The organism is Stenotrophomonas sp. AS1 (assembly GCF_048957655.1).
GTDB classification, from domain to species: Bacteria; Pseudomonadota; Gammaproteobacteria; order Xanthomonadales; family Xanthomonadaceae; genus Stenotrophomonas; species Stenotrophomonas bentonitica_A.
In genome coordinates this window covers 198111-217856 of sequence record NZ_JARVXM010000007.1, presented here as the reverse complement: position 1 = coordinate 217856, position 19746 = coordinate 198111, and the positions used below count along the sequence as shown (strand labels likewise).

The following is a 19746-nucleotide window of genomic DNA, read 5'->3' as shown; positions in this document are numbered from 1 at the left end:
CGCCACGGGCACTGCGTGGAGATACGCAGTGCCCTCTTCATGGAGAGAAGTCGTGATTACAGTTGTTTCATCCTTTTTAGATCTTCATGCAGCGGCGATAGTGTGGTCGCTCAACAAAGCCGGCGTTTCCGCAGAGCTCGTGGAAACTTTCTTCGGCCTAGATCAAGAAGGTTCCGGCGTTTCGGTCACCGCAGGCTCAGGCGAAGAGGATCAGAACTCTGTTACCGTGGAGCTAGGTCGATCATTTTCTGAACAGAAGTTGATGTATTTCCGAGGTGATTACACTCCGCGGGTCGACATGCTTGAAGGGGAAGAAGACTTCCTGTTCGTCCGGCGCGAGAAGTCCGTTCACCAGAACTGGCTTTTGCAATTGTCTGTGGACGTAGGGACGCAGATTTTTGTCAATGCACCTTGCTCTGCAATTCGAGCAGATAACAAGATGCTTCAATTGAAAGCCGCGTGCGACGTCGGCCTTTCGCCACCCAAAAGCTACTTCGGATCAAGCATTGATCGAGTAAAGGAAATATTTGGCAGCACAAGCAACCTGGTCATTAAGCCGTTTGAGCCGTTCAGCTGGCGCTATGCCGACGGAAGGACTAGGTGCGCCTTTGCATCAAGGGCGAGCTTTCGTCTACTGGACAACTACGAGGCCGGGACGATCTTGACAGCTCCGGCGATATTCCAGGAAGAGATCGTCAAGGAATTTGACGTTCGCGTTTTTGTCTTTGGCGATCAAATTCACGCCTATAAGATTCACCAGACCTCTGGTCGGCTAGATTCTCGAGAAGATCTGACTGATAGCAAGGTGACCACGATTAGCAAGATGAACCTTCCTGTAGACGTGCAACAAAGGATAGGTCTTTTGATGTCAAGGATGGGTGTCGAGGTAGCCTGCATGGACCTCGTTCCAGATAGAAATGGAAAATACCATTTTTTGGATCTAAATCCGTCCGGCAACTGGTTGTTCCTGGAATCCAAGGTTCCGAATTCAAGTCTTCTTTCAAAATTCTGCTCATACCTTGCAGGCCGGGCCGGCACCCCTCTTCTCCAAGAGCCTCCTAGTTACACAGACTATAAGGCTTCCGTTGACTTTGGGGAGGTGCAAGATCGCATAAATTTGCTCGGAGCAAAGTTCTCGACCAGACAACGAAATGATCAGTGGGTGGAGCAGTCATGAAACCACGGGCGGCATCTCTACTTCTTATTGCTATTGGTTTGGGAGCCTGGACGGTGACTGCATCGAACTTGTCAAATGGGTCTAGCGAGGTCGCGGGCCATCCAACTGACAAACGATCATTAGCGAAGGTAGCGCAGCAGCTGATTGCTCTCGGCGAAGAAGATCAGCGTGATCGCGCGAAGGCCATGACGCCTGGATTTGATGACGCGCGACTTGCAGAGGCAGACCGGCGCCGCGAGGTAGCATGGCTAGAGATCACCTCCGGAAGGCTGCTGGGTCTGAGCGAAGTTGGTGAAGCCGCTGTCTCCGCACAATTTCTATTGCTGCAACACTCTGGCGACCGCACCCTACAGGCGGATATGGCCCGCCAGATGCAAGAGCTTGTAGACCAGGGAGACTTCCCGAAAGATGCCTTCGCTACATTCATTGATCGCCAGCTGGTCTACGAAGGAAAGCCACAAAGATTTGGCACCCAGGCAAATGAGTCTTTTGAACTATATCCAATTGAAGACGAAGGCAATGTAGACAAGCGACGTGAATCCATGGGACTTCCGCCTATCGCTCAGTTGCGCGCAAAGCTGCAGCAAATCAAGAATGCCGTGGCGTCCGGTAAAGGTCTTGGCGAATAGCTTTGTGAGGCAGTCCTGGGATCACTGCCCCAAGCCGAGCAAGTCAAGCCGAAACGGCACCATGCGGCCATGCCGTTCGTCGATCTGCCGGCTTTCATGGCCAGGCTGCCGGAACGAGATGCCAAGTCGCGGCGGGCGCTGCGCTTCACCATCCTCACCGCAAGCCCCGACCGAGGAGGTCACGTGATCCTCGTGGGCGTAGTTCGACCTAGAGGCCATGCTGTGGACCGTTCCCGCCTCGCGCATGGAGGGGGGCGGGAACATGTGGTCCCGCTTTCGCTAGCGGCAGTACAGATTCTCGCAGGTCTACCTCGTTCATCGCCGCCGTTTGCACTGTCGGAGAACGCAATGCTTTACCTACACCAGAAGCCCGCGCCTAAGGGATTTGGTCTGCCATTCACCGTCCATGGCTTCCGGTCCAGCTTCCGTGACTGGGCCGCAGAGCAGACCGACTTCTCTCGGGAGGTTGCGGAGATGGCTCTGGCACACGCGATTAAGGACAAGACAGAGGCGGCTTACCGTCGTGGAGCGCTCGTGGAGAAGCGCCGAGGACTTATGAATGCATGGGCCGGATACATCTGCTCAGACGGATAACTCCGTCTCATATATTGACTTAAGGTATCCACTTAGAGCGACACCTGCGAACTCGATGACATCAGAAAAACCGAGCATAGTTTTCGTACTGATGCCAATCCCCATCGCGATCTCAATTGAAGCTTTCTTGACATCGGCGAATGCGCCCTGCACAGCTTGACTATCAATCCGCCCCAACAGCACGTTGATTCGACGGATATGCTGGCTATAAAGTTCGGAGAGAATCGAGTCTATTTGAGACTTTCCAGTTTTCCCCTCCGCTTCACGCATCTCGTCAATGTGTCGAATTTGTCCGGTGGCTCGCGCGAACTCGACCAGTATTTCTTGAAGCTCAGTCGCCGCTTTAATCTGAAACTCCCGGTGCTGCTGTCGCCACTCAAGGTGCACCTTCTCGCGCTGTGCCGTCGCCGCTGATCTGCTGGCCAACCAGCTCGTGCCTATGCTGGCAAGTGCCCCGACCAACGTACCAACAAATCCCCAAGCCGCTGCCTCCATCGAATTGATCTCCTTTTCGGGTGCATTCTACTTCTCGATCAGGCAGCTTCGTCACCCGACATCGGATCGCAGCGCCTAGCAATCCCGTCGAACCGCGCGGCCTCGGCGCGGAGCCGGTCAGCGCCGCGTCGGCGAGTCGCCCTCGCTCGCCAGTCCCCGCCTCGCTCCAAGTCCAGGGCATCCGCCTGCTGCCATAGGGAGACAGCCTTCGCGCGCGCCCAGCGCGCCTTACCATCGGTCGCTTTCGTCATAGCGGAGATGATGAATGCGGGTTGTCTCAGGGGACGATACGGAGGCAACGCCACCTGACCACGGTCGCGTCACGAGCGACTTGTTAGTAATTTCACTGATGTGCCCGCCGTCTCCAACGGTGAGACACCTACCGGCCAGAGTTCGCTCCCATGCAGTCCATCACCCCACCCCACACACCCGCTGCCTTCATCGGGCCCGCCTAGATCGATGGCCCGGCGCATTTCGTCCCCTTGGCCGGCGTGCGCGCTCGGCTTGGATTTCCCTCGCCCGCCGATGACTTCATGGACGAGTCGATCGACCTTCACCGACTGCTGGCCCGTAGTCCGTCCGCCACGTTCCTATACCGCGCCGATGGCTGGTCGATACTGGGCGTAGGTATCAGCGACGGAGATATCCTGGTGGTTGACCGCTCCGTGACGCCGCAGGCCGGCGACCTGGTCATCCCGGTCTGGGATGGCAACCGGCCAACCTCCAAGGTGCTCAAGACCTTCGAACACCACCTCGAGCTCCACTCGGCCAATCCCCAGTTCCCTCCCATCGTTCTGGACCAAGGCACGGAGGTGAGGTCTTCGCGGTGGTGGGTGTGGTGCGCCAGATTCAACGGAGGCGCGGCCATGTTCGGCGTCGTTGACGGCAACAACTTCTACGCTAGCTGTGAGCGCGTGTTCCAGCCCAAGCTGCGCGGCGTCCCCATGGTGGTGCTGAGCAACAACGATGGCTGCGCCATCGCTCGCTCGGCCGAGGCCAAGGCACTGGGCATCAAGATGGGCCACCCGGCCCACGAACTGAAGCTGCAGCGCCTACAGCTGGCCATGATGGCCAAGGGCATCAACGGCACCCTGATCATGGATGCCGCCGAAGAGTACGAGCAGAAGCAGCTACAGTTCGGCGGCCTGACGGACGTGCTGATGTCGTTCATGCAGATGGCGTCGGGCGCTGCCGATATTCCAATGACGCGCCTGATGAGCCAGTCACCTGGCGGCCTCAACGCCACCGGCGAGAGTGACCTGCGGAACTACTACGACCGGATCAGCTCGGGCCAAGAGCTGGTGCTGAGCCCAGCTCTGCAAGTCCTGGATGAATGCCTGATCCCCTCCGCGCTAGGCACCCGCCCGGAAGAGGTGTTCTACAACTGGCGCAGCCTATGGCAGACCACCGACAAGGAGCGGGCCGACATCGGCAAGACCACCACCGAGAGCATCAAGATCGTTTCGGAGACGAAGCTGATCCCCGACGACGTGATGACCACGGTGGCAGTGAACATGCTCACCGAGGCAGGCGTGGCGCCCGGTCTGGAATCGGAATGGCCGAGTACGCGCTGTCGGCGTCCGAAGGCCACGATCCGGACGACGACGAAGAGACGCGGGCGGCAGCCACGCCGGTTGTCGATGCGGCACCTGGCTCGCTCTATGTCCGCCGCGACGTCCAGAACGTCGGCGAGATCGCTGCCTGGGCGAGGGGGCAGGCATCACAGATCTGCGCGACGAGCTACACGTCACCATCGTCCACTCCAGCCAGGCATTCGACTGGATCAAGGCCCACAACGCCAATGATTGGGGTTCGGACGGCAGGGATGAGCTGGTGATCCCCGAGGGTGGTCCGCGCGCGGTCGAGCCGCTGGGTGGCATGTCGGCGGTGATCCTGTTTGCTTCATCCCAGCTGGTCTGGCGCCACAAAGGCATCATCCGCGCGGGTGGACCTCACAACTTCGAGGACTACACGCCGCACATCAGCCTGACGAAGGCGCCCATCGACCTCTCCAAGGTAGAGCCGTACCGAGGGCGCATCGTACTTGGTCCAGAGATTTTCAAAACACTAGACGAACACGCCTCGCCGACTTCGTGAAAACCTTAAGAGGTGAATTGTGGTAAATAGGCCACTCCACACTCACGGATGAACGCTTTGACTACAGTACCGGTTGCAGACTATGCGGGCGCGCAGATTGAACTGAATAAATACGCGGCAGCCCCAGCTCCGATAACTATCGTGTGGAAGGTGGAAAGCCTCCTGCTTAGCGCAGAGCAGGAGCAGGATCTGCTCGCCATCCATAAGCAGATCACCCAACTCCAGAAAGCTGGTCATAACATACAAATACGGCAGGACGCAGGCGTTTACTCAATAATCGCCACCTGATTCGAGCCTCAGCACTTCATCAAAAAGCCCCGCACTGCGGGGCTTTTGCGTTTCCGGAGATTTCAATGTTCCTCTCCGATCGAGTCCCGCTGTCGGCAGTCCGCCACACTGCGGATGGATACCTCGTGGCCGACGGGCCAACACACACAGGTCCACGGGGTGGACAGAAGGATGTCTACGGCTACCCGTGCACTATCCCTCCTCGGAGGTTTCGCGCTCGCTTCTTCCAGATTCGGGATCCGCATTCAGCGAACGCCCAAAACTTGCCCGCGCGGGCACAGGCTGCGGTAGATAGGCCTGCCACCAGCGACCTCCCCTATGGAACTCAAGCCGGCACTGGTTCGCTTAGGACTCGCTTCGGTGCGGCAAGCAACTTCTGGGGCTAACGCCGGGGGGCCACACGGCTTCTTGTCTGCGTACAGCCGCTGGCCGTATCAATCTCTACCTCCCACTGGCGATACTATGTGCTTCAAGGAAGCGCCGTAGGCAGGGGGCCACATGGCGAGAAGGAAGCAATCCGCCGCGGGCTGGATCGTCGGTGTCTTGGTCGTTATTTGGCTGATTCCAAAAGAGATTTGGATCGGTCTCGGCATCGCCATGCTCATAGGATTAGTCCTGTGGATCTGGCTCAGATGGCGGACTGAGAAGAAGGAAGACCCAGCTATAGCACCGCTATCAGAGCCCACCCTGGCAGAGCTGATCCAGTCTTCGGCGCCCAAAGAGCCCGTCAGGCGGCCGACGCCCATCCGCGACGAGGCAGCTATTGCTCCTGTCGAGCCACTGAGAGCTTCTGGCCCGCCAGCCTCCCACTCCTCAGGCTCGGGTGGATCACCGTCCCAAGTGCCCGGACCGGTTTCGCACGGGTCGGCCGCCGGGGGACCAAGCGCAACTGAAATGGCCCTTTCGCCTCGGGACGCGGGGACGTCCCCGAGGGTTCTTACCAGTGCCGCCCTTGCCATGGCCGATGAGCGCACCCTAGGCCCGGACTTCTCGGTCTCACAGCTAGAGCCAAGCAATCTGAGCCGGGAGACCTCCACTCATTCCGGCCCCCGTAAGAAAGCTGGAAATCTGGCAGAGGCAATGAAGGCCGTGGCCGAGCGCTCTGCTGCAGGAAAGGCTGCCCAGACCTTTACGGAACAGGTGCAGGTCCAAATTCCCGCAGCATCAGACGTAGCTCAAAGGCTCGCAGCAGCTTTGGCGGCCCGTGGGGCCCAGGCGACTGGCGCAAGCCGGCAAGGAAACTTGAAGGAAGCGAAAGCCTATATTGCCGAGCACAGAGCTTCCTACACGGACCCCACCCAAGTGGAGACGGAACTGAAGACCAGCGCTCACGATGATCGCGGACCGTCTCAAGGTCAGCAGGCGCCGCCCGCCATCGCCAGAGCTGTCCCTCCACCATTACCGTCAGCAACAGGGCCCGCTACCGGAATGGAAGAACTGCATCGCGTCGTCATCGCTTCTGACACTCCCTCAAAGGAGTTCACCGTCCCTCGCCCGCCCGAAGGCTGGGCGAAGACCCGATGGCTAGGCGCCGATGAGACGGTCGAGATCGGGGGCGTAGCCATTCGAGGCGGCCTCTTCTACACGGGCGTCAAGCTCGACTCCCCTAACGGCGACACCGAGCCCAGCCTTGTCAACAGCGTCTTGGCCGTCGCCCCATATGGCGATTACAGGGGCTCCACCAACTACTGGCTGGCCTACGCTCAGCTGTCGCCCAGCGAGCGGCGGGCCTACCTGACCTGGCTGGCGTCGGACCGAACCGACAGCAATTGTTCAATCAACTATGTCCGTCTCTACTTCTTCGGCCTGGAGCGCCGCGTCCTGCTCGACTCGGTAACCGACCCAGAGTCGAGAAAGGACTGGCCAGCTATCAAGCAGGCCCTCCGAAAGCTGGGCTCCGCCTATGGCGAGATCTACGGTCCTATCCGTGGATACACCAACAGCTTGTTGGACTGGATGGAGCTGGATTCGGCCGAAGAGAAGCTCTACACAAAACCAGTTCCCCCGTTTGATCGCTCCTACGAGCTCCCCTTCTACGTCCGCTTGGCGCTGGGCCAGTGTTCGCTTGACCGGGCGCCCATCCCTGCTCCCCTGGCTCTGGCCTGGATTCGGCTAAATCCGGAGGTTTCGCTGCGAACTGCGGCAGTCCGGTGCGCCGATGAGTTCGATCGCCTATTTGTAGAGCGGTATCACGAGCTGTTTGGCAGCGGCATGGTGCTTCCCAAGAACCGCACCAAACTGAAGTTCGCACGGCAACCAGCTTCGCCCGCCCTGTATGGCGCCTCCCTCAAGCCCAAGACGTTCGGAGACGTTCCTGACGTCACGGCCCTTCGTGCCCCACTGAAGGGCCTGCTCGAGGTTGTTCAGCAGTGTACCGACGAGCTCGGCCCCTACAGCCGATTGGTTGGCAGATCTTCTGATTCAAAGGATGCGCTGGAAGCGTTGCTTTTGCTGCCGCCCAGCATTTGGCCTGAGAGCCAAAGGAACATCCTTCGTTCAATTGCAGAGGACGTCCAACCAGGCAACATGACGATCAAGTTGGCAGAGCTGAGCGCTCGGTTCGGCCCAAGCCTCGGCCCGCTTGGCAGGGAAAGGGTTCGCGATCTCGCCCGGGTATTGGAAAGCGTGAATGCCGGGATGGAGCCAAATGTCTTGGAGGGAGCACGTGCTCCGTCTGAAGCCGATCCGATCGTGATCTTTGCGCTCCTACCGGGTCAGTCGCACAAAACAGACGCCGCGGCTTATCAAACAGCCATCCTTACCTTGCAGCTCGCCTCGGCGGTCGCCCAGTCGGACGGTTCCTTCAGCGCGCAGGAGCTGGCGCACCTCTCCCTAGAAATCGACGGCTGGTCTCACCTTAGCGTGGCAGATCACGGGCGACTGCGTGCCCACCTGGACTTGCTTGTCGCGTCGCCCATTTCCCTGCCATCACTGCGGAAAAAGCTCGATCCGCTGGACAGTGCAACCAAAGAGGCCATTGCAGCTTCCATGGCCACTCTCGCCCAAGTGGACGGAATGGTGTCGCCGGAGGAGGTGCGCTTTCTGGAGAAGGTCTACAAGGCCCTGGGTGTCGAACCCAAGCGGGTCTTCAGCGACATCCATGCCCCGAGATCGGGCAAAACCCAGGCCCAGTCCACTCAGTCCGCCTCGTTCCAGCTGGATCCAGAGCGCATCGCCGCGCTGCAGCGCGACACGGCCAAAGTGTCCGCCCTCCTTGCGAACATCTTCACGGAGGACGAGCCCAACTCTAGCCACGAAGATGCTCCCTCTGCATCTGTGGAGGAAAGGCCTGAAGTCAGCAACGGCCTACTAGGCCTGGATGAGTCTCACAGCGCATTGCTCCGACTGATGCTGTCTCGCCCGAGCTGGACGCGTGCCGAGCTCGAGGACGGCGCTGCAGACCTTGAGTTGATGCTGGATGGTGCGCTGGAGCAGATCAATGATGCCTCCTTCGACGCCTATGACATCCCCTTCTCCGACGGAGACGATCCGTTGGAGGTCAATCCCGAGTTCATTGAGAAGATCGAGCAATGAGTAGCCCTATTCGAACCAAAGACCGCGACGCGGTCGTCCAGTCTCTTCGCGCTGGCGTTGTCCCCCGCGCAGGACAGCACCTGATTCAAGTTGGCCGCGCTCGCGAGGTGGAGACACTGGTCGGCGACATCGACCGGCTCGCCGATGGTGGATCCTCCTTCCGCCTAGTGATCGGAGAATACGGCTCCGGCAAGACGTTCTTCCTCAACCTGGTTCGCGCCATTGCCATGGAGCGAAAACTTGTCGTAGCCAGCGCGGACCTGAACCCGGATCGCAGGCTTCATGCATCCGGAGGGCAAGCGCGTTCGCTATATGCGGAGCTGATGCGGAATCTGGCGACGCGAACCAAGCCCGAAGGCGGCGCATTGCCCGCAGTGGTTGAGAAGTTCATTGCCACCGCAAAGTCCGAATCCAAGGCAAAAGACGTTCCTACCGAACAAGTCATCCGCGCCAAGCTGGAACAACTGACGGAGCTGGTCAACGGCTACGATTTTGCGGATGTCATTGCGGGTTACTGGCGAGGGTTCGAGGAAGGCAATGAACAGCTGAAATCCGATGCCATCCGCTGGCTTCGTGGTGAGTTCACGACCCGTACGGATGCCAAGGCCGCGCTCGGCGTCCGCACAATTGTTGACGACGCATCCGTCTATGACCAGCTCAAGCTCATGGGCAGGTTCATCCACCTCGCCGGCTATAGCGGGTTGCTCGTATGCCTAGATGAGTTGGTCAACCTGTACAAGCTGGCCAACGCTCAGGCACGAAACTCCAACTACGAGCAGCTTCTGCGCATGCTCAACGACTCGCTCCAAGGAACGGCAGTTGGCTTAGGCTTCGTGTTGGGCGGAACTCCTGATTTCCTGATGGACACTCGCCGCGGCGTCTACAGCTACCAAGCGCTGCAAAGCCGCCTCGCACAGAACACCTTTGCCACAAACGGCTTGGTCGACTTCAGCGGACCTGTGGTCCGCCTCTCCAGCCTTACTGCAGAAGACTTCTACGTTCTTTTGACCAAGATCCGCCACGTCTATGCCGGCGGCGACCAAGCCAAGTATCTCCTTCCTGACGAGGCCGTTCATCAGTTCATGGAGCATTGCGCCAACCGCATCGGCGACAGCTTCTTCCGCACCCCTCGGACCACCATCACTGCCTTCATCAACCTGCTTGCTGTGCTTGAGCAAAATCCTGGCACCGACTGGCGGTCCTTGATCGGCGCGGTCGAGGTCAAGCCTGACCTTGGCGGCCAGGGCGACCTTGATGTGGTCGAAGATGACGAACTGACCTCTTTCAAGCTGTGAGCTCATGAGCACCTCCAGCGCCTTCCATTCGCTTCATCCCGGCATCCAACGCTACCTGTGGGCGGAGCAATGGGAAGCATTGCGGGAGGTGCAGGAAATGGCCATCCCGGCCATCCTGCCGACAGATCGCGATGTCGTCATCGCAGCCAGCACAGCATCAGGAAAGACCGAAGCGGCGTTCCTTCCGGCCCTGACTCACCTTTTGAACGGCGATACAGATGGGCTGATCGTCTACATCAGCCCCCTCAAAGCACTGATCAATGACCAGTTCGGGCGACTGGATCGCCTATGCGAAGATCTGGATATCCCCGTTTGGCCATGGCACGGAGACATCGGCTCAACTACAAAGCAGCGCTTCTTCAGGAAGCCAACGGGCGTGTTGCTGATCACCCCGGAATCCCTGGAAGCGATGCTGTGCAATCGCGGCACGTCTGTGGCGGGAATCTTCAAGGGAGCAGCCTTCGTTATTGTCGATGAGCTCCATGCGTTCATCGGAAGTGAGCGAGGAAAACAACTTCAGTCGCTCATGCATCGCATGGAGGTCGTCCTGGGACGGAGAGTGCCTCGGATTGGGCTATCGGCAACTCTGGGAGACATGCAAGCCGCGGCGACCTTCCTCCGCTCGGACGGCAGGGCCACAATCGTCGATGCCCCGTCGGGCAACAACGAACTCCAGCTGATACTCAAGGGGTTTGAAGAGCCTCCTGCCCCCCAAGATGCCAAGCACGAAGAAGTGGCGCCGCTAGCCGTTGCCAAGCATCTGCATGAGGTGCTTTGCGGCACGAACAATCTGATTTTTCCCAACAGCAGACGCGAGGTAGAGCGCTACACCCACCTCCTGAACGAGATCAGCGAGCAGGCCAATCGACCGCGGGAGTTCTGGCCGCACCACGGCAATCTTTCCAAGGAGATTCGCTCAGACACGGAAGCCGCGCTGAAGCAGAAGGAGCGCCCAGCAACCGCGATCTGCACGAATACGCTGGAACTGGGGATCGACATAGGCGCCGTAAAGAGCGTGGCTCAGATTGGGACGCCCCCTTCAGTCGCCAGCCTCCGGCAGCGCATGGGCCGATCAGGGCGGCGCAAAGGCGAGCCGGCCATCCTCCGCGGATACGTCATCGAGGATGCGATCGACTCCAACTCCGACCTAAAGACCCGTCTAAGGCTGGACACCGTTCAATCCATCGCTTCTGCATTGCTCCTCATCGACAAGTGGTTCGAACCACCCGTCGCCGGCGGCGCTCACCTGTCGACGCTGGTGCAGCAGCTTTTGTCTGCAATCGCCCAGTATGGCGGGCTGCGCGCCCCCCAAGCTTATCAGCTGCTGTGCGCGTCCGGCGCGCCGTTCCAAGGGCTCTCAAGCGAATCCTTCGTAGAACTCCTGCGCCATCTTGGGAAGCAGGACGTGCTCACCCAGGATAGCTCCGGGTTACTCCTCCATGGGCCGATCGGCGACACGCTGGTCAATCACTACTCCTTCTATGCTGCTTTCGTGGCGGACGAGGAGTTCCGTATTGTCGCGGCGGGGAAAACCCTGGGAACCTTGCCAATCACGCAAATGCTCGCGGCCGGCCAGCGCATCCTCTTTGGTGGACGCACCTGGCTAGTGGAGCAAGTCGATGAGGCACAGAAGACGATCTACGTCCTGGCAGCCAAAGGTGGAAGCCCCCCGATCTTTAACGGAAGCGGAGGGCGTGTGCATACCCGTATACGTCAGACGATGCGTGCGCTCTACCGCGGTGAACTACGTCCAACATTTCTGGACGCTACGGCGAGCCGCTTCTTGGAGGAAGGCAAGAGCGCCTATGAGCACCTGGGGCTCGACGAGAACGTCCTACTGGACCAAGGAAGCCATTTCCTCCTCCTCACATGGGCTGGGGACGCTGCCAACGAAGCCATTGCGTGCCTCCTCGGCGCGAGAGACTTCAACGCACAGGCCGGAAGGCTCGGAGTTGAGGTAACTAGAGGCTCGCAGACCCGCAACCAGCTGCTGGAAGCAATCGCAGCAATTGCGTCGCAGCCTGCGCCAAGTAGCGAGGAACTGCTGGTCAAAGCCAAGAACCTCGCCATCCAAAAATGGGATGCGCTACTGCCCCCGCGCCTTCTCAAGCATTCCTACGCTTCGCTACGTTTGGACGTGGATGAAGCTTTCAATTGGCTGAGAGCGACTGGCTTCAACGTGCCACCGACGCCCCAACCATGAGAAACGAACGGGCATAAGAGCTGGCGTCTCCCAGATTGTCGCGGGAGCGACGCTCCCTGCTGGCGACTGATCGGTGGTCTGGCCGTGTTGGGTGCATCCATGCACCCTACCCTTCCGCCCGGCGCGCTCCAGGGCCAGCCATTCGGCTGTCCGGATTCGCTCCCGGCGAATCCGTCGAACCCGCGTGGCGTCGGCACCCTTTTCTCTCCGCCAGATACGCAAAACGCCCCTTCCGGGGCGTTCCGTGCTGATTGTGATCGGTGGCCTGGGATTGTTGGGTGCATCCATGCACCCAACCCTTCCGCGCTGCGCGCTCCAGGGCCAGCCATTCGGCTGTCCGGATTCGCTCCCGACGAATCCGTCGAACCCGCTTGGCGTCGGCACCCTTTTCTCTGCGCCAGATACGCAAAACGCCCCTTCCGGGGCGCTTTGCGTATCTGGCGGAGAGAGTGGGACTAAACGATCCCAGCACTAACCCATTGATATTAATGAGGAACTCTAGCCGGAATGTGTCCTGGTGAGTGTCCTGGAAGTCTAGCTGCCACAGGGCTGCTCTAGCAACTTCCTGAGCTCTCAAAGCTAGCGAGCGCAGCCCGCAATGAGATCAAGAGGGGGTGGCTGGGCTGGGTCTGACCACTATCTCGACGTCCTCCTTTCGGAGCGGGCCGGACAGCGGTGGGATCGCCTGGGCACCAACTGCGTGACGCGCCGTTCAGACCCTTTACCACAACAGCAATCCCGTGCTCACAGAGCTTCATTACCACCCGATCCAGCGCATCTGCAACGGTCAGATCCAGAAGTGGGCGCCCATCAGGTCATTATTGGATATGCTCACGGACTACCCGGCCGAATTGATCCACCGCACAAGAAGACCCGCATGGTTAGACCTTCTGCAAGCAATAGCCTCGGCCGAATCCTTAGCCGCTTGGTTTCATGAGCCATCGCGGCGACGAAAAGGACGTCACAGTTTGCTCAAGAAGATGCAATGCTCTTGCAGCACGGTCTCTTTTCCGGAAAAGAACGCCGCGCAGCTCCAGGGCCTGAGCCATGACTTCTTGCGTCACAGTCAAGCAAACGAGGCGGGGCTCAGGAAAACGGCGATAAGACGTAAGACCACGGTCAATAATCGTGGTATCTCGATGGGAGCTTGCTCGAACCAGTCTTTGATAGATTACATCCAAGCCTGACTTCGGACCTTCTAGATACTGCAAGAAAATTGCACCATCATAGACAACGGTGCCCGTAACACCCCACCCTGCATTCGCCCGCCCCGCCTCTTTCCAAAGCTCGGGAAAGTTCTTGCTTTCTAGCCCCGGGGCGACAAGGCTCGTGAAGATCAAATACGAGTGCGGCATTAGTCGAGCGGCATGTGGGGAGAAAGGGGCTTTCGGCACGGGGAAATTAAGCATCCGCACATGCACAAACTATACGTCATCCCCGCCAGAAGCGAGGCAGGAAGATGATCAACACCGTGAAGAGCTCGAGTCTCCCCAGCAACATTGCGAACGACAGCACCCATTTGGCTGCGCTTGGCAGCGAAGCGAACGTCCCTGCTGGCCCAATGGTCTCCCCTAATCCCGGCCCTACGTTGGACAGCGCCGTGGCCGCGCCGCTGGCGCTGGTTAGGAAGTCCAACCCTAGCCCAAGCAGCACGACCGTAATGACGGCATAGCAGACCAAAAACACCGTTAAAAACGCCACCACTGAGCCAATCACCTCGTCGGAAAGCGGCTTGCCGTCGTAGGACCGAGGAAAGACCCCATTGGGATAAAGCAGGCGTAGGAAGTGGACGCGAAGCATCACTGCCATGACCTCGAAGCGAAAGATCTTGATGCCTCCGCTCGTGGAGCCTGTGCACCCGCCAACAAACGTCAACAGGAAAAACACCCCTACGACGGCCGCTCCCCACTGGCCATAGTCCGTTACGGCATAGCCTGTGGTGGTGACCACGGAAACCACACTGAAAGCCGCGTATCGATAAGCCTGCTCAAATCCATATTGGCCGGATGCAGCCAACCACGTTCCAATCCCACCCACCGACACTGCCAGAAGCCCCAGCAGAGATTTGACCTGGCGATCAAAGAACGCCCTCCGGTCCCCAGCCAAGAACCGCACATACAAGACGAAGGGCAAGGTCCCTGACAGCATGAAGAGCGTGGCAAGCCACTGGATCCCGTTGTCTTGCCATCGACCGAACGATTGATCTGAGGTCGAATATCCGCCCGTCGCAATCGAGGTGAGCGCATGCACGATGGCATCAAAGGGGTTCATGCCTGCCAGCCAATAGGCCAGACCGGCCACAACCGTCAGACCAATGTAGGCATACCCGATCGTCGAGGCGATCTGCCGAACCCGGGGCATGGCCTTTTGCGAGCGATCTGAAGACTCCGTGCGAAACAGCTGCATGCCGCCCACGCCGAGCGCGGGTAAGATGGCAATGGCAGTCGCGATAATGCCGATGCCACCCATCCATTGAAGCAGCCCTCGCCAAAGCAACAAGCCTGGGGGCGCGGTATCAAGACCCGTCATGACCGTGGCGCCGGTCGTAGTAATGCCGGAGATCGCTTCAAAAAATGCGTTGGCAAGATGTCCGCGAAGCTGCGGGTGTTCCGAGAAGAGAAACGGCAGCGCACTCACGGCGGACACGGCAGCCCAGCTCAGTGGCGTCAGGGCGAAGGCCTGTCTCAATGTCAGGCCCGACTTGCCCCACTTCCCTCGAGAGCGCCAATAGCCCCAGCTCAGCGCACTGCCACAGGCGGCTGAAACCAAAGAGGCCATCCCAAACGCCAACCAATCCCGGTTGTCGTAATAGAGATCCGCAACCATGGGCAGCAGCATGAAGGCAGCTGTTGCCAACAGGACTTGCCCAACGATCGCCGCAACCAGACGAAAGCCATTGTGCGGTATTGACGTCTGACCTGGTGCCCAACGCATCCCGCTACTGTTGGCTTTCAAAACGACCGCCCGCCCGCTCCGCCAAGAAGCTTCTCTGCAACATCGATCTCGCCATATGCCACGACCAGCACGACCCTGTCACCCGAATTGATCCGGGTCTCGGCTGTCATATCAAGTGGGTGGTCTTCTCGAATGACGGCACCAACTTTAATGCCTTCCGGCAGACCAAGCGCGCCGATGGTGTGCGTTAAAAGTGGCGAACTTCCGGCACCAATCGTGGCTTCAATGACTTCACCAAAGTCCTCGCGCAACGTCTGCAAACCGACAATGGCCCCTCGACGGACGTGCCGCAGCACGGTCGAGACTGTCACCGCGCTTGGACTGACGACTGCGTTGATGCCCATTCCGGGAAGCAGTGTGGCGTAGGTGCTCTTGTTGACCAATGTCACCGCCTGGCGGCAGCCCAATTTGCGCGCCAAGAGCGAGCAGAAGATGTTGGACTCGTCATCGTTGGTGACGGCAACCAGAGTTTCCTTTTGCTCGACCCGAGCCTCTTCAAGCACTGACCGATCCAGCGCATCGCCATGGAGCACAACAACATCGCTGCCAAGTGTTTCGGCCGCGTAGCGTGCCCGATCCCGATCCCGTTCAATGACCGTCATACGCGCCTTCGGAAGCAAGGCGCGGATGTTTCGAACCAGGTGGATGCCCACATTGCCAGCACCTGCGATCACAAGTTCGGCAACGGGGCGCTCGCGGTGCCCGAAAAGCGCCATCGTGGCCTTGCGCCGCTCTGACCGCGCGAGTATGTAAAGTTCGTCAGCCAGCTCAACCCGATCCTGCTGTGTGGGAATGAACGTAATGCCCTTGCGGGTTATGGCAAGGACCGTGATGTGCTCAAACTTGCCATTGGACTCAAGGTCACAGACGCGCTCACCCATCGCCGGACAATCTGGATCCGTCACACCGACTCCGAGCACCTCCAACTGCCCGCGAGCCAAAGGGAGGATCGTAAAGGCACCTGGCGTGCGAAGCCGCCTGGTAATTCCCTCGGCAACCTCAGCCTCCGGGGAAATGATCACATCAATGGGCAGATGCTCAGCCGCAAACAGGCCGTTTGCATCGCGCGCGGTGTATCCCACATGGCGAAGACGGGCGATTCGGCGCTTTACTTTAAAAAGCGAGTAGGCGACTTGGCAGGCGACCATATTGACTTCATCCGAACGCGTCACAGCGATCAGCATGTCAGCATCCATCGCGCCAGCTTCCCGGAGCGTATCCGGGTAAGAGGCATGTCCGACGACCCCGCGAATGTCGTGGCTTTCATCCGCCCGCCTGATCAGCTCGGCATCGGTGTCAATGATCGTGATCGCCACACCTTCCGAGGCCAACTGGCGCGCAATCGTCATCCCCACCTGGCCCGCGCCACACACAATAATTTTCATGGATAGAGGGCTGACAGGACAGGCGCCAATGTCAAAAACCCAAGCTCCGAATCGCTCTTAGAAGGTCAATTTTAAAGGCCTCGGGCAGGGAGTGCCACCGTCTGGCATTGGCGCCAGAGCCGCTGGATTGCAGCCTGCTCACCCGGTATTGACGCGCAAAGGCCTGATCGACTGGGATACTGCCCGCACAGACAACAGAGTAAGCATCCGATGATGACAAAGTGGCGGCTGGCCCTATTCAGGATCAGCAAGAGGATGTGGTTCCGATCCACCCTCTACGGCGTTTTAGGCGTGGCTACTGCCTTGGCCGGTGCGGGCGCTAAATTCGTGCTGCCGGAGGGGCTGGCAACGCAGATTGGTGCCGACTCAGTTGGCAACATCCTTGGCATCCTCGCCGCCTCAATGCTGACAGTGACCACCTTTGCCCTATCCACCATGGTCGCGGCCTACGGCTCGGCGTCGACCAATGCCACGCCGCGCGCGTCCCGGCTCCTGATTGAAGATACGCGAGCGCAAGGCACGCTGGCCACATTCATCGGTGCGTTCTTGTTCTCCATCGTCGGGCTCATTGCGCTGAGCACCGGCATCTACGGGGACAGCGGCAGACTTGTTCTCTTTGGCGCGACCATTGCGGTCATCATCGTCATCACCGTCACGCTTCTTCGCGCCATCGAGCAATTTTCCCGCTTTGGACGACTCGGCGAAACGGTCGATCTTGTCGAACAAGCCACCTTGAAATCCATGAAGCAGCGTGCAGAAGAGCCCTTCCTTGGCGCTACGCCCTACTCCGGCGTCGCTCCGAGCAGCACGGTCGATGTCTTCGCTGCGGATGTGGGCCATGTTGAACACATTGATGTGCAGCGCCTCAACACGGTTGCAGAACAACACCAGCTCATCGTCTATGTGAACTGTCAGCCCGGCACCTTTGCAACCCCAAACCGTGCGCTGCTCAGTGTCTGGGGCACCCTCCACGATGACCAGAGAACGCAACTGCTCGCAGCTTTCACCATCGGCGGCTCTCGTCGAATAGAGAACGATCCGCGTTACGGCTTGGTCGTCCTTGCTGAGATTGGTGTGCGAGCGCTGTCGCCGGCCGTCAATGATCCAGGGACGTGCATTACGGTCATCGGCACCTGTGTGCGTCTGCTGCTCAGATGGGATGCCTTGTCATCCGGATCCGAGGCCAAGGACGTTCAATATCCGTTCGTGCACATGGCTCAGCTTGATGTGGATGACCTGTTTGAAGATGTGTTCGCCCCCATATCGACTGATTCAGCAGGGTCGCTTGAAGTCAACATCAGGCTCCAAAAAGCTTTCGCCGCACTGTCTGCTGGATGCTCATCCGCCACGCGCCAGGCGGCGCGGCGCTACGCCGATCTGTCTCTGGAGCGGGCCTTGCAGACCCTTAGCTTCTCTCAGGATCGCGACAAGCTTCGAACAATCGCCACCGTAGAACACAAAAGGGCGCAACAGGCTGTCGCCCCCCAGGCCGCAGCGGAACCGAACTGATGTCGATGGAGCTCAATCGGATCTATCTGCGTCATTCAATCCTGACCGCATCTGGAACTTGGGCCAAGATTTCTAGTAGGAATGAGGCGCTGAGATTGGGTTGGTCGCTTCGAATGGAAATAGGCAGATCAATTTTTTTCGCGACACTCACCAGCGACGGGATCTCTCTATCGAGATCCAACCACCACCCCTCAGGCAACCGTATTCCATTTCCGTCGCGATCGTAAAACCGCACTCGATTAGGCACATTGCTCTCCTTCAATTGGCCGCACGCGCGACGTATCACTACTTCCGACAGTCGCCCGCCACGCCCTCCCCTCGTTTTCACGGGCATCATGGTTCTATACCGCCCCAATGCGTCCCAGTTGCTGCCTAATCATGCCGCGCGCACCATGCGGAAGATATCCGTCGCTTGGGTGGCTCGCGTTAACGCGCTAGACTTGGACGCTTTCATTCGCAAAATGGAGGCCACGGGACACTATCGTGAAGGTATTTCCCCTGATTTTTTTGTGTGCTGCGGCAACGGCCACAGACACAATCCATGCTCAAGAAGCGCCCGACACTCAGGTTGAACCGTTTGTCGATGTGGGTGGTGCCGTCCGGTTCAATTATGGCTGGCTGGACTACGGCCCCACAAGCCGTTTGCAACTTGAACTGCTTCGCGCAGACGTCAAAGCCGGCGCTGGTCCCCTTTTCTTATCGGCCCAATATCGCTGGTATGACGGCTTCGATGCCGTCCACCATGCCTACGCCGGATGGAATTTCAACGACCAAACGCAGCTCAAAGCGGGCATTCAGCAGGTCCCCTTCGGACTTCTGCCTACCGTTTCCCAGAGCTTTTGGTTTGGCTCAGGCTACTACCTTGGCATTGAAGACGATTACGATCCGGGCGTGACGGTTAGCCATCGGAGTGGCGACCATCACTGGATAGCTGGCTGGTTCTCGGGGGATGAATACGGAAGCGGCTCCCGCTACGACCGATACTCCTTTGACGTGGCCCAGACCGCTGATCTGCCCTACAAGGAGCGGGGGCGCGTTCATTTCAGATACGAACACGCGAGCTCCTTGCGTGACGGTGAGCTGCTGCTCGGGGCCTCTGCATTCAGCGGTCAGGTTCAGAACACCACCACCCGCCGCCACTATGGCCATCAGGGTGCAGCGCTGCATGCCCAGTGGAAACGCGATGGCTGGACGACTCAGCTGCAATGGGCTCGCTACCGTTACAGCGTGCCAGGCGACAGGATTGCGATGTCAGCATTTCTTGCCCCTTTCGAGATTGCGTCGGAAGCCGATGTCCCCAGCGCAAACGTGGCCTACTCCTTCGGTGAGAAGCGTTGGCTTGATGACATCACCTGCTACAACAACCTCAGCATGACGCGCCCGGTCGGACGCAGCCAAGGGGTGAGGGAGTCATGGCAGAACGTCACCGGATGCAGCCTGCAAAAAGGGATCATGTTGACTTACGTGGACTGGATTGCTGGCAAGAACATGTGGTTTGCAGGCGGCGACGGCATCGGAATCGATGACGGCGGCCCCTCCCGCTGGCATAGCCGACTCAACCTCAACATCGGGTTCTACTTCTAAG

Annotated in this window: 14 protein-coding genes; 10 read left to right on the top strand and 4 right to left on the bottom strand. The window is 58.9% G+C overall.

Annotated elements, in window-relative coordinates; all coding sequences use genetic code 11:
* Positions 1-52: 52 nt before the first annotated feature.
* Both PV764_RS12690 and PV764_RS12685 read left to right on the top strand, forming a co-directional pair.
* On the top strand, positions 53-1177 hold the full coding sequence (locus tag PV764_RS12690; protein ID WP_421116757.1) for an ATP-grasp domain-containing protein: 1125 nt from the start codon (positions 53-55) through the stop codon (positions 1175-1177).
* Positions 1174-1806, top strand: a complete 633-nt coding sequence (locus tag PV764_RS12685) for a DUF6624 domain-containing protein (RefSeq protein WP_421116756.1) — start codon at positions 1174-1176, stop codon at positions 1804-1806. Before PV764_RS12690 ends, PV764_RS12685 begins: the two co-directional genes overlap by 4 nt.
* A gap of 582 nt (positions 1807-2388) precedes the next feature.
* Here PV764_RS12685 and PV764_RS12680 read toward each other — a convergent pair.
* On the bottom strand, positions 2389-2895 hold the full coding sequence (locus PV764_RS12680; RefSeq protein WP_421116755.1) for a hypothetical protein: 507 nt from the start codon (positions 2893-2895) through the stop codon (positions 2389-2391).
* Positions 2896-3428: 533 nt separating this feature from the next.
* Here PV764_RS12680 and PV764_RS12675 point away from each other — a divergent pair.
* From PV764_RS12675 to PV764_RS12650, 6 genes are all read left to right on the top strand, one after another.
* Complete coding sequence (locus PV764_RS12675) at positions 3429-4700, top strand: anti-CBASS protein Acb1 family protein (protein WP_421116754.1); 1272 nt, start codon at positions 3429-3431, stop codon at positions 4698-4700.
* Positions 4597-4992 carry a hypothetical protein gene (locus PV764_RS12670; protein ID WP_421116941.1) on the top strand — a complete coding sequence of 132 codons (396 nt, stop codon included), beginning with the start codon at positions 4597-4599 and terminating at the stop codon, positions 4990-4992. The genes PV764_RS12675 and PV764_RS12670 overlap by 104 nt, the downstream gene beginning before the upstream one ends.
* Positions 4993-5040: 48 nt before the next feature.
* Positions 5041-5280: a hypothetical protein gene (locus tag PV764_RS12665; RefSeq protein ID WP_421116753.1), complete on the top strand. Its 240-nt coding sequence runs from the start codon at positions 5041-5043 to the stop codon at positions 5278-5280.
* A 1080-nt stretch (positions 5281-6360) separates the two neighbouring features.
* On the top strand, positions 6361-8814 hold the full coding sequence (locus tag PV764_RS12660) for a TerB N-terminal domain-containing protein (RefSeq protein WP_421116752.1): 2454 nt from the start codon (positions 6361-6363) through the stop codon (positions 8812-8814).
* Entirely contained in the window at positions 8811-10109 is a 1299-nt protein-coding gene (locus tag PV764_RS12655) for an ATP-binding protein (protein ID WP_421116751.1), read from the top strand. The genes PV764_RS12660 and PV764_RS12655 overlap by 4 nt, the downstream gene beginning before the upstream one ends.
* A gap of 4 nt (positions 10110-10113) precedes the next feature.
* Positions 10114-12312, top strand: coding sequence for a DEAD/DEAH box helicase (locus tag PV764_RS12650; RefSeq protein ID WP_421116750.1), 2199 nt, complete (start codon positions 10114-10116; stop codon positions 12310-12312).
* Between the two features lie 917 nt (positions 12313-13229).
* On the opposite strand, the gene PV764_RS12645 is transcribed toward PV764_RS12650, so the two are convergent.
* The 3 genes from PV764_RS12645 to trkA form a co-directional block, all read right to left on the bottom strand.
* Positions 13230-13667 (bottom strand): BLUF domain-containing protein, encoded by a 438-nt coding sequence (locus tag PV764_RS12645; RefSeq protein ID WP_421116940.1) that lies wholly within the window; start codon positions 13665-13667, stop codon positions 13230-13232.
* 76 nt (positions 13668-13743) lie between these two features.
* Entirely contained in the window at positions 13744-15150 is a 1407-nt protein-coding gene (locus PV764_RS12640; protein ID WP_421116749.1) for a TrkH family potassium uptake protein, read from the bottom strand.
* A gap of 113 nt (positions 15151-15263) precedes the next feature.
* Entirely contained in the window at positions 15264-16652 is a 1389-nt protein-coding gene (gene trkA, locus PV764_RS12635) for a Trk system potassium transporter TrkA (RefSeq protein WP_421116748.1), read from the bottom strand.
* Positions 16653-16907: 255 nt separating this feature from the next.
* On the opposite strand from trkA, the gene PV764_RS12630 reads away from it, so the two are divergent.
* Together PV764_RS12630 and PV764_RS12625 are read left to right on the top strand one after the other, a co-directional pair.
* The gene (locus PV764_RS12630; RefSeq protein WP_421116747.1) at positions 16908-18161 is read left to right on the top strand and encodes a DUF2254 domain-containing protein; all 1254 of its coding nucleotides are present in this window, start codon (positions 16908-16910) and stop codon (positions 18159-18161) included.
* 483 nt (positions 18162-18644) lie between these two features.
* Entirely contained in the window at positions 18645-19745 is a 1101-nt protein-coding gene (locus PV764_RS12625; RefSeq protein ID WP_421116746.1) for a hypothetical protein, read from the top strand.
* Position 19746 lies beyond the last annotated feature (1 nt).

What these genes read in the sequence shown, in the direction of transcription:
- PV764_RS12685 (WP_421116756.1), top strand. Translation starts at nt 1,174, where the DNA reads ATGAAACCACGGGCGGCATCTCTACTTCTTATTGCTATTGGTTTGGGA.
- PV764_RS12680 (WP_421116755.1), bottom strand. Translation starts at nt 2,895, where the DNA reads ATGGAGGCAGCGGCTTGGGGATTTGTTGGTACGTTGGTCGGGGCACTT.
- PV764_RS12675 (WP_421116754.1), top strand. Translation starts at nt 3,429, where the DNA reads ATGGACGAGTCGATCGACCTTCACCGACTGCTGGCCCGTAGTCCGTCC.
- PV764_RS12665 (WP_421116753.1), top strand. Translation starts at nt 5,041, where the DNA reads ATGAACGCTTTGACTACAGTACCGGTTGCAGACTATGCGGGCGCGCAG.
- PV764_RS12660 (WP_421116752.1), top strand. Translation starts at nt 6,361, where the DNA reads ATGAAGGCCGTGGCCGAGCGCTCTGCTGCAGGAAAGGCTGCCCAGACC.
- PV764_RS12655 (WP_421116751.1), top strand. Translation starts at nt 8,811, where the DNA reads ATGAGTAGCCCTATTCGAACCAAAGACCGCGACGCGGTCGTCCAGTCT.
- PV764_RS12650 (WP_421116750.1), top strand. Translation starts at nt 10,114, where the DNA reads ATGAGCACCTCCAGCGCCTTCCATTCGCTTCATCCCGGCATCCAACGC.
- PV764_RS12645 (WP_421116940.1), bottom strand. Translation starts at nt 13,667, where the DNA reads ATGCCGCACTCGTATTTGATCTTCACGAGCCTTGTCGCCCCGGGGCTA.
- PV764_RS12640 (WP_421116749.1), bottom strand. Translation starts at nt 15,150, where the DNA reads ATGCTGCTGCCCATGGTTGCGGATCTCTATTACGACAACCGGGATTGG.
- trkA (WP_421116748.1), bottom strand. Translation starts at nt 16,652, where the DNA reads ATGAAAATTATTGTGTGTGGCGCGGGCCAGGTGGGGATGACGATTGCG.
- PV764_RS12630 (WP_421116747.1), top strand. Translation starts at nt 16,908, where the DNA reads ATGTGGTTCCGATCCACCCTCTACGGCGTTTTAGGCGTGGCTACTGCC.